Genomic DNA, 14574 nt, shown 5'->3' with positions numbered 1-14574 from the left:
CGGGGGAAAGATCACTTGATCGGCTTGCGCGCGCGAGGGGGCAGTTTGGTCCGCTTGAATTTGTCGCCCTTGAGCGCGGACGGGCGATTACCCTCCGGCTTCGGGGTGGGGGCTGCCGCAGGTTTTGTCCCCGGACGGGCCGGTTTTCCGCCGGCGCGCGCTGGCTTGCCGCCATCCCGGTCCGGCTTGGGTCCGCTGCGGGGTTTATCTGGCCGCCCCTGGCCGGGCTTGTCCCGAAATGTCCGCGGCCTGTCACGCTCTGTCCGGGGACGCTCGCGCCCTGGCGCCTCGTCTGAGCGGGGGCGCTCCTCCCGGCGCGCGGGCCGCGACCGCACGTCCTCGCCTGCCCCGGCCGCCAGCAGCGCAGCCCGCTCCCTGGCACCAAGCGGGCGCCATTTGCCCTCCGGCAACCCGGCAAGGGCAATCGGCCCTACGCGAATCCGCTGCAAATCCTGGACCCTGAGCTCTACCAGCTCACACATCCGCCGGATCTGCCGGTTGCGCCCCTCCTTCAGAATGAACCGAAGCGTGTTGCTGCGCTCCTGCTGGACATCCGCCGGACGCAGCTGTCGCCCGTCTAGCTCCAGCCCATGCCGCAGAAGGGCCACCTTGGCGGGCGTGATATCGCCTCTCACTTTGACAAGGTATTCCTTGTCCATGTCGCTGAGCGGGCCGATGATCGCTTTGGCGAGCACGCCATCCTCCGACAGGATCAGCAGCCCGTGCGAATCCTTGTCGAGCCGCCCGAGCGGCGCCATCTTGTTCGAGCGCTGCGGGATAGCATGCGCGCTTCCAGACAGGTTCTCGGCTGAAATCAACCGGATGGCCGGTATCTCGCCAGGCTCGGGCGTCCCGGAAACATACCCCACCGGCTTGTTGAGGACCACCGAAAGCTGGTTATCCAGACGCCGCGAAGCCGCATCCGTGAGGCTCAGCGTCTGCCCCTTCATCACCCGCTCGCCGGCAACCGTCACAGGTTTGCCGTCAAGCTCAATCAGGCCCTTTTCAATGAGCGCGTCGGCTTCCCGGCGCGAGCAAACGCCTTCCTGCGCCAACCATTTGTTGATGCGCAGCGGCTCGTCACCGGTATAGGTCTTCGTCCAGGCCATGAGCCCATTTGCTCCCTCGGGGGTCAGCGCCCCTCTTACCGGCCACCGACCTCGCCAGCAACTGCCGGGCCGCTAGATGCCGAACAGGGCCTTGCTGCCCTCCAGAAAGCGCGATCCGCCTTCCGTGATGGCCGGAACCCGGCCCGGCGCCGCCGCCAGCGCGGTCTCCGCAAAGAACCCCGCCAGTGCCAATTGCCGCGCCCGCTGATCCAGATCCTGGCCGCTCCGCGCAGCAATCGCGCCCAATGCCAGGAAATGACCGCCGATCACATCGCCCGCCAGCGCGAGATACTCTGTCGCGCCAGCCAGGCCCTTGTCGGGCTCATCGGCCAGTGTCCTGACCATCCAGTCGCTGGCTTCAGCAAGGGACGCCGACGCCGCCTTCAGCCGGTCGGCAATCTGCACAAGCTGGGGATCATTTGTGGCCCGCGCCTGGCGCACCGTCTCTTCGACCTCAACCAGCATTGCCTGCATCGAAGCGCCCCTTGTGCCCGAAAGCTTTCGCCCGACAAGGTCAATGGCCTGAATGCCGTTGGTGCCTTCATAGATCGGCGCAATCCGGGCATCCCGGTAGAGCTGCGCCGCCAGCGTCCCGTTCATGAAGCCCATGCCGCCATGCACCTGCACGCCAAGGCTCGCCACCTCAACGCCGACATCCGTGCTCCAGGCTTTGGCAATCGGCGTCAGGAGATCTTCCCGCATCTTTGCCGCCGCCCGCACGTCCGGATCAGGCGAGCTGTGCGCCAGATCCGCTGCCACGCCGCAAGCATAGCAGATCGCCCGCGCCGCAGCGACTTTCGCCCGCATGGTCGTCAGTGTGCGCCGCACATCAGCGTGATGCAGAATCGGCGCCGGCCCGGTCACGCCAGCCGCCACCCCCTGCTTGCGCTCCTGCGCATAGGCAAAGGCAGCCTGAAACGCCGCCTCCCCCACCGCAACCCCTTCCAGCCCCACATTCAGCCGGGCCGAGTTCATCATCGTGAACATGCAGGCAAGCCCGCGGTTTTCGTCGCCGATCAGCCAGCCCTTGGCGCCGGCATACTCCATCACACAGGTCGGGCTGCCATGAATGCCCATCTTCTTTTCAAGACCAATGCAGCGCGCGCCATTTCGGTCTCCGGGTTTTCCCTCCGCATCCAGAACAAATTTCGGCACGATAAACAGCGATATGCCTTTTGATCCGGCCGGCGCATCCGGCAGACGCGCGAGCACAAGATGGATAATATTCTCAGCCATGTCGTGGTCGCCCCACGTGATGTAGATTTTCTGGCCGCTGATCGAATAGCTGCCATCCCCATTGGGCAGAGCCCTGGTCTTGAGCGCGCCGACATCGCTGCCGGCCTGCGGCTCTGTCAGGTTCATCGTCCCGGTCCACTCGCCGGAGACCAGCTTCGGGAGATAGGCAGCACGCTGGTCATCGGTCCCATGCGCAAGCAGGGCCTCAATCGCACCGAAACTCAGCATCGGGCAAAGGCCGAACGCCATGTTCGCGCCGTGGAACATCTCCATCACGCCCAGCGCCAGCGCCTTGGGCAGACCCTGCCCGCCCCATTCCTCCGGAGCAGCCAGTCCCATCCAGCCACCGGCAACAAAGGCTTTGTACGCGTCGGCAAATCCGGGAGGCGCGAGAACGCCGCCATCCTTCAATACAGCCCCGTGCGCATCCCCCACAGGGTTCAGCGGCGCGAGAACATCGCGGGCGAGCTTCGCCGCTTCTTCCAGCACGGGCCGCACAAGTTCGGGGTCATACGCGTCATGGCCGGGCAACCCCGCCAGCCGGTCAATCCGGGCAAAAGCGTTCAGGGCAAACTCGATATCGCTGACCGGAGCGTCGTAGGCCATGTCCATCCCTTTGTGTTTCTGAATAAATGATATGTCGCGTGGATGTTAAAGTTGAGGTTCACACTGTAAACTGGTGCATTATCTAGACTGCTCCCATACGGCAATTGGAGGGACTGATTCCATGCGACTTCTACTCATATCCGTCAGCGCGCTGATTCTCGCGGCCTGTTCTGAGACAACTCCCGCAGCGCCGGCTGCAGAAGCCTCCGCGCCCGCAGAGGCAGAAGCTGCCCCAGAGGGCGCGGCGGCCCCTGTCGACTATGGCGCCGCCGGCACCTATGCCATCGACCCCACGCACACCTCGGTCACCTGGCGTGTCGATCACTTCGGCCTCTCCGCCTATACCGGGCGCTTCAAGACGGTCGACGCCACGCTGGAATTCAACCCCGCTGACCCTGCCGCGACCCGCATCACCGCCACGATTGACCCGCTCTCGGTCGAAACGGATTACCCGGCCGATTACAAAGCCAGCCACGCCGACAGCGCGTACGACACCTGGAACGAAGATCTCGGCCGCAACCCGAACTGGCTGAACGGCGACGCGTTCCCCCAGATCACCTTCACCAGCACGTCGGTGACGCAGGACACCCCGACCACGGGCAAAGTGACCGGTGACCTGACCTTCCTCGGCGTGACCAGGCCGGTGACCCTCAACGTAACCTACAACGGCAAGGCGAACTTCCCGTGGGCGCCGGAAGCAGACAAGATCGGTTTCTCCGCGACGGCCGTCCTGAAACGCTCGGACTTCGGTAACGCCACCTACGCGCCCAATATCGGCGATGAAGTGGAAATCATCATCGAGACCGAGTTCCAGCAAGTCGTTGCTCCGGCTGAACCCGCACCGGCAGAGTAAGCCGACATGAAGGCATCCTCACCGGCGTCCCGCTACACCGCCGTTGCCGTTGGCCTTCACTGGGCAATGGCTGGCCTCATCCTCTTCATGATCTGGCTCGGCTGGAACATGGACGACAATGAAGCCCGGTATCAGCTGCACAAGTCGGTGGGGATCACCCTCCTTTTTCTGACAATCGCCAGGATCGCCTGGCGGCTGCTCAACCCGCCCCCTCCCGAACCGGCAACACTCAAGCCCTGGGAGGAGAAACTCTCGCATTTCGTGCATATCGCCTTCTATGCCCTGATGGTAATCATTCCGCTCGCGGGTTGGCTGCTGGTCTCAATATCCCCCTTCCAGATTTCCACAGTCCTCTACGGAGCGGTCGATTGGCCCCATCTCCCGTTCACCTCCGGCCTGCGCCAGGGTAACGAGCTGCTCCATGGCATAGTCGAAAACATCCATTCCAAGGGCGCCTGGGTGATCATCGTGCTGCTTGGCCTGCATGTTGCCGGCGCCGTCAAGCATGAGTTTGACGGGGAGGAAGGCGTTCTCAAACGCATGATGCCCGGCCTGTTCGGCCAGACCTCACCACCCTCCCCGCCAGCCCGGGGCGCTGTGGTGGCTTTTGGCAGCAGCCTGCTGCTCTTCGCCCTCATCGCTGCCGCCGCGCTGCTCGGATCGTCTGGCCAGGCAAGCGGGCTCGCCAAAGCTTCGGGCGCAGAGCCCAATGGTAATTGGGCCGTTGACTATTCGGCTTCCGAAATCGGCTTTTCCGGCATCTATGACGGCAAGCCGTTTGAAGGCGTGTTTGGCAAATGGACCGCCCAGGTCGCCTTCTATCCCGAAGACCTCAGCTCGTCCGCAGTCTCTGTCCTGGTCGAACCTGGCAGCGTCACAACCGGCACGAAACTCTATGATTCAACCCTGCGCGAGGCCGAATGGTTCAACACCGGCGCATTCCCCCAAGCCACAATCGTGTTGTCCGGTTTCGAGAGCTCTGGCGAGGATGCATACGTCGCCACGGCAACAATGACCCTCAAAGGCAGGGAAACCAGTGTTCCATTGACCTTTGAGCTTGAGATCAACGGCAATCAGGCGACGCTGGATGGCTCGGCGGTCTTCTCCCGCAAGGCGCTTGATCTGGGACAGATATCGGATGCAGGCGCCAGCTGGGTCTCCGACGAGATCACCGTAACCGTCAAAGGCACGGCAACCCGCACCGATTAAGGCGCAGCCCCGCAGGCGCCCGCTCATTGACCGCCGCCAGCCCGGTGCTAAGCGAGACCTCATGTCAGCCTCGATTGTGCCCGTCCTGCCAGAAACTGTCGCGCTGGCGGTGGAAATCCTCAATGCGGGCGGCCTCGTTGCGATGCCGACGGAGACTGTCTACGGGCTTGCCGCAGACGCTTCCAATCCGGACGCCGTTGTGCGCCTCTATGAAGCCAAGGGCCGGCCCCGTTTCAACCCTCTGATCGCGCATGTGTCCGGACTGCCTATGGCGATGCACGAGGCCGTCTTTTCTCCCCTCGCCGCCCGCCTGGCCCAGACATTCTGGCCTGGCCCGCTGACGCTCGTGTTGCCTGTCATAGCCGGCGGGAGCGTCTGCGACCTGGCGCGTTCCGGCCTGCAGACCGTCGGGCTGCGCTGTCCCTCACACATGGCCGCCAACGCGCTCATAGCCGAATTTGGCCGGCCGCTCGTCGCGCCTTCTGCCAATCGCTCCGGCCATGTGAGCCCCACACGGGCCGATCATGTCGATGCCGATCTCGGTGACCGGATTGACCTCGTTCTTGATGGCGGGCCCTGCGATGTCGGCATCGAGTCGACGATCGTTGCCGTCGAAGGCGACACCGTAACGCTGCTTCGCTCCGGCGCGGTGCCGGCAGATGCCCTCGAAGCATTCATCGGCAAGGCTTTGGAACGCGCTAGCGGCTCGGGCATCACGGCGCCCGGTATGCTCAAATCACACTATGCACCCAAGGCCCGTCTGCGCCTCAACGCTACAGAACCGGGTTCAGGAGAAGGCTATCTGGGGTTCGGCCCAGGTGCGCGGGAAGGCTTGAACCTTTCGCCGGAAGGCGATTTGGCTGAAGCCGCCACCAAGCTGTTTGCCATGCTCCGCGCGCTCGATGCCCGGTATGATCGCATTGCTGTAGCGCCCATCCCGATGGACGGGTTAGGCGAGGCCATCAATGACAGGTTGGCGCGCGCGGCCCACCGCGACGCGTGAACCAGCGCGGCCTCAGCCGCCCATGATGTCCTCTTTGAGGACCGTCATCATGAACTGGTAGGACGTCTCGCCTTCGTCTTCGTCCTTGTACACGACCGCGATAAACTCTGCGCCGAGATATACTTCGACGGAATCATCGGCTTTCTGTCGCGCGAGCAGGCGAAGACCCGGGTGAAGTTTTTCCTTGAGATAGGCCTCAAGACGCAATGTTTCTTCGCGCTCCATGGCGTCACTCCTTGTTTTATCTGAACTGGCTGGCGGGAACCTAGTCAGTTTCGCAGCCAGTGCAATGCACCGGCTGCAAGCGGCTGTGAAGCCTATTCAGCCGAAGTCTCAGGAATGGCCTGGTCCATGCTCTGCGCCGGCTGGCAGCAGGCAGGGCCTGCGACGACCTTGGCCGGAACACCCGCCACCGTGCACCGCGCGGGGACATCCTTCAGTACCACGCTGCCTGCGGCCACCTTGGCTTCGTCACCAATCGTGATGTTCCCAAGGATCTTGGCACCGACCGACAGGAGCACGCCGCGCCCGATCTTCGGATGCCGGTCGCCCACTTCCTTGCCCGTCCCGCCAAGGGTGACGCCATGCAGCAGGGAGCAGCCGTCGCCTACAATCGCCGTTTCACCAATGGTTATCCCCGAGGCGTGATCAAGCATCACGGCGCGCCCGATCCGGGCTGCCGGGTGAATGTCCACGTCGAACAGCTCAGACGCGCGGCTCTGGAAATGAAACGACAGCGTTTCCCTGCCCTGCCGCCAGAGTTGATGCGCAATCCGGTGGGTCTGCAGCGCCAGGAACCCCTTGAAGAACAGGAATGGCTGCAGCATCCCCCGCGCCGCCGGATCGCGCTCGATCACCGCCTGCATGTCCGCTTCAGCATACTCGATCAGCGATGGGGCAGAATCATAAACCGCTGACAGGATATGGCGAACCTGCTGCGGTCCCATGCCCGGCCCGGAAAGCTTTTCGGCCAGATGGAACGACAGTGCCTGTCCCAGCGTCGCATGCGACAGGATCGCCGCATTCAGATAGCTCGACAGTGTCGGCTCTTCCGCGGCGGCAGCCTGTGCTTCGAACCGTAGCCGCTTCCAGGCTGGCGGGGGCACGCCGATATCAGGGTTTTCCATGGCAGCAGCCTCCTTGATCACTGGTGAAGCAGGGACATGGCATCGCGTCCGCCATGTTTCAATTCCCCGGGCCTATTCTGCCGGTTGAGGATGAACCGGCCGACGATAACCGAACATCCGGCGGATCGGCTTCATGGTCATGATGCGGAACACAGCCGGCGTGAAGTAAAGACCGATCAATGCCGATCCGCCCACACCCCCTGCAATACCCGCCGCCAATGGCAGCCAGAACGTGTCGCCGGTCATCAGGATCGGCACAAATCCGCCCATCGTCGTCAGGGTCGTCGCCACAATGTGCCGGGTGGCATCCATCACCACTTCGCGCTGCGCGATCACGTCATCTGCCATCGCCTTCGCATCCGCCCGCAATAGCGACAGCACAACGATCGAGCTGTTGATCGCAATCCCGAACAGCCCGAGGCTGCCGACAATGGCGTTGAAACCGAACGGCAGATTGAACAGCCAGACCCCGAAAAAAGCGTAAAACACCGAGATCACCCCAGCCGCCACAATCAGGAGCATCATCCGGAAGGAATTGAATACGAGCGTTATGGCGCCCGCCATGACCAGCATGAGCGGAATGCCGACACCGGCAAGGTTGCCGACCGCCTCGCCGGAATTTTCCGCCTCGCCGCCAATCAGCATGTCATATTCAGGCGGCAGAACAAATCCGCTCCCGGCCAGTTTCTCCTGAAACTGCGCAAGCGTGGGGGCTGGCAGCGTATACGGATCAAGATAGGCCAGGATCTGGTTCGTGCGCAGCCCGTCCCGGCGCGAAATTGTGGCAGTCTTGGGCGTAAGCTCCATGGCGCCAAGGGCAGAAATCGGCGTGCCCGTCGCGCCCGGCATGGCGCCGATGGTCTTGGACTGCAGATCGGAAAGCGACTGGCGCCGGCTGTCAGACCCAATGATCCGCACAGGAAGCTCCTCTGTTCCCTCCAGAATCGATCCTGCTCGTATACCCTCAAGCTCCGTATTCAGATTGGCCGCCAGGTCCGCCAGCCGCGAACCGGCAAGAGCGGCCGCCGCTTCATCTGCCTTCAGCCGCAGCGTCGGCGCACCGAGTTGCAGGGATGCTACGGTATAGGTCACTCCCGGCGTTTCCCCCAGGATTGTGCGCAATTCGTTTCCAAGCCGGTTCAGCGTTTCAAGGTCGGGCCCTCGAAGGATCAGCTCAATCGGCGCGTCGGCGGGCGGCCCCTGTTCGAAGGGCAGCGCCAGGAACCGCGCAGACGGAAACTCCTGGCGCACGCGCCGCTGCACATCATCCACGATCTCATGCGTCCGGTCCGTGCTGTCAAGCTGCACCCACCCCGAAGCAAACCCTTCAACGCCCTGCGTATTGTTGATCGCATTGTAGTACACACGCGGCGAAGGCTCCCCCAGAACCCACGTCACTGACCGCACCCCCTCACTCGCCATGATGAAGTCCGTCGCACGCTGTGTGATGGCTTCAGCGTCGGCAATATCTGCCTCCAGGGGCAGGTTGAGAACGACCTGGAACTGATCCCGCTCTGTGGGCGGAAAGAATTGCTGCGGCAGTGTGCTCGTGAGGTAAAGGCCGGCGACGGCCGGCGCCAGGCCGATGAATATCCCCACTGGCGGAAAGCGGAGCACAGCCTCCACAGTTGCACGGTATCCGTCCGAAATGAAATCAATCGTCACCCCGTCCCGCCACCAGCGGCGGGGGCGCTGCTCATCTCCGCGCTCCCAGCTCCGCTTGCGGTCAAACCAGCCCGCCATCGCCGGAACAATCGTGACGGAAATCAGGAACGACGCCGTGATCGAATAGATCACGGAAAGCCCGATCATGCCGATGAACTCCCCGGCTGCGCCCGGCAGCATGGCGATGGGCGCAAAGGCCAGCGCTGTCGTCAATGTCGAGGCCGCCAGCGGGGCAAACAGCTGCTTGAGGCTGTGCTCGATGGCTTCCAGCCGACCGAGACCCCTGGCCCGCCACTGGTCCACATCATCAGCAACCACAATTGCGTTGTCGATCAGAAGGCCAAGAGAGATCACGAGCCCGGTGACCGACATCTGGTGCAGCGGATGCCCGAAAACATTGAACAGGATCAGGACAAGGCCAACCGTCAGGGGCATCGCAAAGCCCACCACGATCGCAGACCGCCAGCCCATTATGAAGAAGAGAACCAGAAACACGATCAGCGCGGACATCAGAAGGTTCTGGGCAAGGCCGCTCAGCCGGTCATTGGTGTAGACGCTCTGGTCAAAGACGATTTCGGCTGAAAGGCCCGGTGGCATGTTCACCGAAAAATCTGCAACAATCCTGCGGGCGCCTTCAGACCAGAAATCAACACGCTGCTCCGGCGAGATATAGGCGGCCACGAGAACCGACCGGTGCCCGTTTTCATACGCCGCGCGTGTCGAAGGCTCCTGAAGCCCTTTCTCGATCCTGGCGACGTCGCCGAGGCGAACCGAGCTTCCGTCCGCGCGCTGAAGCACGGGCACTTCGGCAATCCGGCCGATATTGGTGAATTCGCCCTGCACTTCCACGCCAATGGTTCCGCCATCGGTCCGCAGACGGCCAGCAGGGTTTTTAGCGTCCGCTGACAGAACGGCGCCTGCTGCCTGGCTGAACGAAAGCCCGGCGGCAGACAGCGCCTGCGCATCCATCACCACACGAACCTCCTCGACCGGCATGCCGAATGTCTCGGTCAGTTCGGTCGCGCCCAGCCTTTGAAAGCGGTCCTGAAGGTCAAGTGCCAACCGCCGCATGATCGGAAGTGGCACGTCGCCGTCTCCCGTCCATGTCAGGGAGACGATCATGGTCGCCGCGCCAACATACTGCCGGGTCACTTCCGGCGTCGACGTTCCGGCAGGAAATGAACTTCTCGCCTGCTCGACCTTCTGCCGGACAAGCGTCCAGGCATTGTCGACTTCGGTCTCCGACAGGTCCTCCTGCACATCCAGAACGACCTGCACGACACCGTTGCGCGACATGGTCTCGACCTGGTTGACCTCGGGCAGCTCCATGAGCGCTGCTTCAAGCGGCTGGGCAACGAGCGCCTCCATGCGCTCGGCGTCTGCGCCGGGAAGGAACACAACGACTGTTCCGAAACGCTCCACCAGCGTCGGGTCTTCCTGTCGCGCAAGCGACAGAAGCGCGCCGAGCCCGCCCAGCAGGATCACGAGGATCGCCAGGATGGTCAGGCGCGAATTCCGGAAAAACAGTGTGCTCACCCCTGCCCCCTTCGCGAACTCAACCGCCGCTCGCCGTATCGGCGCGCTGCACGTCTCTCGGGGTTACGCGCGCCCCGGGGGTCACACGTTGCAGGCCGTCCACGATGATCCGGTCACCGGCCTCAACAGGTCCGCGCACATAGGCCCGGTCCCCGGCCGGATAAACCATTTCGACAAGCCTCGGCTGGGCGCGCCAGTCAGAGCCTTCTGCGACCACGGCATAGACCGTCCACATTCCCCGGTTGGCGCTGGACAGGGCCTTTAGCGGAACCCAGAAGCCTTTCTCCTGCATCTTTCGATCCACCTTCAGGCGGACAATCGAGCCTGCCGGAACGCCGCTGGTTGCCGGAACATCGAACACCGCAGCAACAGTCCGCTGGGAGGCATCCACGACGCCGGTCACACTGCGCAGCGGCGCCTCCACTGACCCTGTTTCGGCCTCAAGCGTGTAGGTAGTTCCGGGCACAAGCTCAGGAACAATCCGCGCAGAAACCCCGATCCTGGCTTCAAGATCGCCAGCTTCCACAAGTTCGAGAATAGCCTGGCTTGGACCGGAGATTGCGCCTTCATCGGCGAATCTGGAGACAATCACGCCGTCATAAGGCGCCGTAATGCTGGACAGATCGATCTGGACACGGAGCGCGTCTGCCTGCGCCCTCGCGGCGTCTACTCGGGCAAGCGCTGTCGTGGCCTGCGAAACAAATTCTTCAACGCGCTGCTGCGACACATGCCCCTGCGCCTGAAGCTGGCGCTGACGATCAGCGGTGTCCAGCGCCAGCTGATGAGCCGCTCTTGCTTCGTCAACAACCGCTTGCGCCGAGGCGAGCTGGGCGCCCAGTCCGCGGGTGTCAAGCTTTGCAAGGGTCTGGCCTTCCTTCACGCGGTCTCCGACGCGCACATCGATCCGGTCAATCCGGCCGCCGGTCTGAAAGCCCAGCCGGCTTGTCCGCCGGGCTTCGGCGATCCCGGTAAACAGCTCTTCAATGTCGAGTTCCTCAAGGTATTCCACCGGGATGACACTGACAGCGAGCGGCTCCGGTTCCACAGTCGCAATCTTTGGCCCCTCTTCGCTCCGGAAAAGGGTCGCGGCCGCCAGCAGACCGGCAATCGTGATTGCCAGCAGGACGACGAAGATCAGCCCCTTTATCAATGTCGGGCGGCGGCGGCCGGTATCAGTTTCGTATGGCGCTTCTTGTGTCATAGGGTGTGCCCGGAAGGTTCAGGGGAGGAAGGAGCAACGCAAAGACTGCGAAACAGCAGCCCGGCATGAAACTGGATGAAGGCTGCCGTGTTCAATCCGTGATCCGGTGTCGGTAGTATTACGGGAAAACCCGGCAGGTGGATGAGCAGAAGCGCAACCCCGTGCATCGACGCCCAGAGAGACTTGGCCGCAATGAACGGATCGAATGAGGCGTCAAATACCCCGATCTCCTGGCCTTCGCGGACAAGTCCGACGACGACCATGAAGGCCTGGCCCTTATGGCTGGTCTCGAACTCTTCCCAGCAGATATCGGCTAAATGGGCCGCGCTCGTGTCGGGCACAGATGAAAATGCAGCCGCATAGTGGTGCGGCCGTTCGATTGCCGTTTCTACATATCTGGCAAAGCACTGGCGAACCCGCGCCTCAAACGGCAGGGCCGTCAGTGAAGCCTTGTCGATGGTCGACATCAGCCGCTCGAAGAACGACTCCTTGAGTTCGTCCAGCAACTCGTCCTTGGAGCCGAAATATTTGTAGATGGCGGCGGGCGAGTAATCGATTTCATCAGCCAGGCGGCGAATTGAAAGGCCTGCTTCGCCCTCCTTCGAAAACACGCGCTCAGCAGCGTCCAGGATCGAGCTGCGCACGCGTTGCCGGCGGCGCTCGGCAGGGCTTTCTTCAGGAAGGTTATCCGTATCCAAAGGCGCGCCCTTCATTGGATGTTCATTTAGTGAACACCGTTCACTAATTCCATTACGCCGTCGACAGGCCGCCTGCAAGCGTTTGATTGGCCTGAATGAAGCTTTTCGGCGGCGCCCTGAAACGCTAAGGCGTGATGCGTGACCAAACTCTTCCCCGATCCCCCGCCCGCCGGCTCTCCCCTGCTCGCTGCCAGGCCAGCAAACGAAGTCCGATCCTTTCTTGCTCTCCGGAAGTCCGCCAACAAGATCTTCCTCGGCGAACCAGGCCCGACGGCCGATGAGCTTCAACAGCTCCTGTCCATTGCCGTGCGCGTGCCCGATCACCGGAAAATGGCACCCTGGCGGTTCGTGACCTTCCAGGGTGAGGCCCGCCGGGAGTTTGGCAAGGCACTCGCCCACATCGCCGGAAGCAAGGACGGCGCAGAAGCACGTGATGTCGTCGAAGCCGCCGGCCTCCCGCTCCGCGCGCCCACAGTCGTGGCGGTGATTTCCGCGCCGGTCGACGATGGCAGAACGCCGGTCTGGGAGCAGGAGCTCTCCGCCGGAGCGCTCTGCTACAACCTGCTCCTTGCTGCCAATTCCTGCGGATGGGGCGGTGTCTGGTTGTCAGAGTGGATCACCTTCAGCAAGGACGTCGACACGCTCCTCGCTCTCAAGGAGAACGAGCGCCTGGCAGGCTTCATTTACATAGGAACGGCGAGCGCTCAGCCTCAGGAACGGGTGCGCCCGGACGTGTCACAATTGGTCTCAGCCTGGCCGCCAGGGGACCTCTGATGTCCCTGTTTGGCCGGATTTGGCCAAGGATTGACTGGCTTCAGCCGCGTCCGCGATAGGATGCGACACCCGTTTCAGGCACATAAAGCCCTTTCGGGACATCCCCTGACTGCCAGAAGACATCGATGGGTATTCCCCCTCTGGGATACCAGTACCCCGAGATCCGGAGCCACTGGGCCTCGGTGAATCCGAATATCCGTTTCCCGATGGAAACGGTGCACTCCTCGTGAAAGGCCCCATGATTCCGGAAGCTCGTCAGGTAGAGTTTCAGGCTTTTGGATTCGACCAGCCAGGGCCCCGGCGCATAATCGATCACCAGATGGGCAAAGTCCGGCTGCCCCGTCACCGGACACAGCGACGTAAACTCCGGCGCCACAAACCGCGTCAGGTAAAGCGTATCAGAATGAGGGTTTTCCACCCGCTCAAGCCGGGCCTCTTCCGGCGAGGGCGGCTGGGAGGTCTGCTGACCGAGTTGGCCGAGTTTCTGGTAGATCGGATTGTCTGCCATCATGGGAACATCGCGGGTACAGGAATGAGATCGAAGGTCAGGCCCATATAGAGGACATAGCCGAGGAGCAACACCGCGCCCTCCCAGCGGGCCAGCTTGCGGCCCGAAAGCGCGAACAGGAACAGCAGCGCCACAGAAAGGACCAGTGCGCCAATGTCTACAGAACTCATGATGCTGACCGGCTCGCCTCCAGCCATACCTTCTGCGCCGGCGTCGCCGCGCACGCTGAACGGCTGAACAAGCGCCGTGACACCCAAAATACCCAATATATTGAATATGTTAGACCCAATTACGTTGCCCAGGGCGACATCGGCCTTCTTGCGGAGCGCCGCGACAATCGATGTTGCCAGCTCCGGCAGGCTTGTGCCGATGGCCACGATGGTCAGGCCGATTACGGTTTCGCTGATCCCGATGGACCGGGCCAGTGTGACGGAGCCTTCAACCAGCAGATTTGCCCCGGCGACGACACCGGCTAGTCCCACGACGGCAATCAGAAGGCCTAATCCCAGACCATACTGGGCATCGACAACCTCCCCTCTTCCCGGTGCATGTCAGCCGTCGCATCCTGGCGCCGCTGGTCCATCACGAGCGAGAAGACGAGGTAGCTGATCAACAGGACAAGCAGCAAAAAGCCGGAAATACGGTTGAACTGGTCAAACCAGAGGAGGCCGCAAAGCAGGGCCGTGGCGCTTACCATAACCAGCCCATCGCGCATAATCGCGTTGGGATGAACGATAATCGGCGACAGAATGACTGCAATTGCGAGCACCAGCATCACGTTGGCGATGTTCGAACCCACAACGTTGCCGATAGATATACCCACCGCGCCCTGCCCCACGGCCTGCAGACTGGTCACGAGCTCTGGAACTGAAGTCCCGAAACCGACAAGGGTAAGCCCGATAACCAGTTCGGAAATGTTGAGTTTGCGCGCAACGCTGACGGATCCGCGCACCAGTGCTTCCCCGCCTACAAACAGCAGCACCAGCCCTGCCGCGATCATCAGATACATCATCACAGTTCAATCCTGCTGAAATCAGGTGCTTATATGA

General features: G+C 62.3%; 14 protein-coding genes. 4 read left to right on the top strand and 10 right to left on the bottom strand.

All coding sequences use genetic code 11. The features are described from left to right. Positions 1–11: 11 nt before the first annotated feature. Positions 12–1109 (bottom strand): pseudouridine synthase, encoded by a 1098-nt coding sequence (locus KG722_RS11220; protein ID WP_213271864.1) that lies wholly within the window; start codon positions 1107–1109, stop codon positions 12–14. A gap of 72 nt (positions 1110–1181) precedes the next feature. Further along, positions 1182–2951 carry an acyl-CoA dehydrogenase gene (locus KG722_RS11215; protein ID WP_213271863.1) on the bottom strand — a complete coding sequence of 590 codons (1770 nt, stop codon included), beginning with the start codon at positions 2949–2951 and terminating at the stop codon, positions 1182–1184. A gap of 121 nt (positions 2952–3072) precedes the next feature. Between KG722_RS11215 and KG722_RS11210 the strand changes: the two genes are divergently transcribed. From KG722_RS11210 to KG722_RS11200, 3 genes are all read left to right on the top strand, one after another. Beyond that, positions 3073–3804, top strand: a complete 732-nt coding sequence (locus tag KG722_RS11210; RefSeq protein WP_213271862.1) for a YceI family protein — start codon at positions 3073–3075, stop codon at positions 3802–3804. Between the two features lie 6 nt (positions 3805–3810). Then, a complete protein-coding gene (locus KG722_RS11205) occupies positions 3811–5013 on the top strand; it encodes a cytochrome b/b6 domain-containing protein (RefSeq protein ID WP_213271861.1) in 1203 nt (400 codons plus the stop codon). A 61-nt stretch (positions 5014–5074) separates the two neighbouring features. Beyond that, positions 5075–6016: an L-threonylcarbamoyladenylate synthase gene (locus KG722_RS11200; protein ID WP_213271860.1), complete on the top strand. Its 942-nt coding sequence runs from the start codon at positions 5075–5077 to the stop codon at positions 6014–6016. A gap of 12 nt (positions 6017–6028) precedes the next feature. Here the strand turns inward: KG722_RS11200 and KG722_RS11195 are convergent, their stop codons facing one another. The 5 genes from KG722_RS11195 to KG722_RS11175 all read right to left on the bottom strand — a co-directional run bounded on the left by KG722_RS11195 (position 6029) and on the right by KG722_RS11175 (position 12258). Beyond that, a complete protein-coding gene (locus KG722_RS11195; protein WP_213271859.1) occupies positions 6029–6241 on the bottom strand; it encodes a DUF3126 family protein in 213 nt (70 codons plus the stop codon). A 92-nt stretch (positions 6242–6333) separates the two neighbouring features. Continuing rightward, positions 6334–7143: a serine O-acetyltransferase gene (gene cysE / locus KG722_RS11190; protein ID WP_213271858.1), complete on the bottom strand. Its 810-nt coding sequence runs from the start codon at positions 7141–7143 to the stop codon at positions 6334–6336. A gap of 72 nt (positions 7144–7215) precedes the next feature. Then, a complete protein-coding gene (locus tag KG722_RS11185; RefSeq protein ID WP_213271857.1) occupies positions 7216–10344 on the bottom strand; it encodes an efflux RND transporter permease subunit in 3129 nt (1042 codons plus the stop codon). 19 nt (positions 10345–10363) lie between these two features. Then, positions 10364–11545, bottom strand: a complete 1182-nt coding sequence (locus KG722_RS11180; protein ID WP_213271856.1) for an efflux RND transporter periplasmic adaptor subunit — start codon at positions 11543–11545, stop codon at positions 10364–10366. Beyond that, complete coding sequence (locus KG722_RS11175) at positions 11542–12258, bottom strand: TetR/AcrR family transcriptional regulator (RefSeq protein WP_300998441.1); 717 nt, start codon at positions 12256–12258, stop codon at positions 11542–11544. The genes KG722_RS11180 and KG722_RS11175 overlap by 4 nt, the downstream gene beginning before the upstream one ends. A gap of 123 nt (positions 12259–12381) precedes the next feature. Between KG722_RS11175 and KG722_RS11170 the strand changes: the two genes are divergently transcribed. Beyond that, the gene (locus KG722_RS11170) at positions 12382–13017 is read left to right on the top strand and encodes a nitroreductase family protein (RefSeq protein ID WP_213271855.1); all 636 of its coding nucleotides are present in this window, start codon (positions 12382–12384) and stop codon (positions 13015–13017) included. Between the two features lie 40 nt (positions 13018–13057). Here KG722_RS11170 and queF read toward each other — a convergent pair whose 3' ends face one another. Genes queF through KG722_RS15155 form a run of 3 tightly spaced genes read right to left on the bottom strand, consistent with a single transcriptional unit; the run spans position 13058 to position 14537 of the window. Then, the gene (queF, locus tag KG722_RS11165; RefSeq protein WP_213271914.1) at positions 13058–13525 is read right to left on the bottom strand and encodes a preQ(1) synthase; all 468 of its coding nucleotides are present in this window, start codon (positions 13523–13525) and stop codon (positions 13058–13060) included. Further along, positions 13525–14007, bottom strand: a complete 483-nt coding sequence (locus KG722_RS15160) for a hypothetical protein (RefSeq protein WP_366910231.1) — start codon at positions 14005–14007, stop codon at positions 13525–13527. Before KG722_RS15160 ends, queF begins: the two co-directional genes overlap by 1 nt. A gap of 17 nt (positions 14008–14024) precedes the next feature. Next, complete coding sequence (locus tag KG722_RS15155; protein WP_300998439.1) at positions 14025–14537, bottom strand: hypothetical protein; 513 nt, start codon at positions 14535–14537, stop codon at positions 14025–14027. Between the last annotated feature and the right edge of the window lie 37 nt (positions 14538–14574).

The organism is Hyphomonas sp., assembly GCF_018402285.1.
Classification (GTDB): Bacteria; Pseudomonadota; Alphaproteobacteria; order Caulobacterales; family Hyphomonadaceae; genus Hyphomonas.
This window is presented reverse-complemented; position numbering and strand designations above follow the sequence as displayed.

Excerpts from the sequence above, each read along its gene's own strand:
- KG722_RS11180 (WP_213271856.1), bottom strand. The coding sequence starts at position 11,545 with ATGACACAAGAAGCGCCATACGAAACTGATACCGGCCGCCGCCGCCCG.
- KG722_RS11175 (WP_300998441.1), bottom strand. The coding sequence starts at position 12,258 with ATGAAGGGCGCGCCTTTGGATACGGATAACCTTCCTGAAGAAAGCCCT.
- KG722_RS11220 (WP_213271864.1), bottom strand. The coding sequence starts at position 1,109 with ATGGCCTGGACGAAGACCTATACCGGTGACGAGCCGCTGCGCATCAAC.
- KG722_RS11200 (WP_213271860.1), top strand. The coding sequence starts at position 5,075 with ATGTCAGCCTCGATTGTGCCCGTCCTGCCAGAAACTGTCGCGCTGGCG.
- KG722_RS11195 (WP_213271859.1), bottom strand. The coding sequence starts at position 6,241 with ATGGAGCGCGAAGAAACATTGCGTCTTGAGGCCTATCTCAAGGAAAAA.
- KG722_RS11215 (WP_213271863.1), bottom strand. The coding sequence starts at position 2,951 with ATGGCCTACGACGCTCCGGTCAGCGATATCGAGTTTGCCCTGAACGCT.
- queF (WP_213271914.1), bottom strand. The coding sequence starts at position 13,525 with ATGGCAGACAATCCGATCTACCAGAAACTCGGCCAACTCGGTCAGCAG.
- cysE (WP_213271858.1), bottom strand. The coding sequence starts at position 7,143 with ATGGAAAACCCTGATATCGGCGTGCCCCCGCCAGCCTGGAAGCGGCTA.
- KG722_RS11210 (WP_213271862.1), top strand. The coding sequence starts at position 3,073 with ATGCGACTTCTACTCATATCCGTCAGCGCGCTGATTCTCGCGGCCTGT.
- KG722_RS11205 (WP_213271861.1), top strand. The coding sequence starts at position 3,811 with ATGAAGGCATCCTCACCGGCGTCCCGCTACACCGCCGTTGCCGTTGGC.
- KG722_RS15155 (WP_300998439.1), bottom strand. The coding sequence starts at position 14,537 with ATGATGTATCTGATGATCGCGGCAGGGCTGGTGCTGCTGTTTGTAGGC.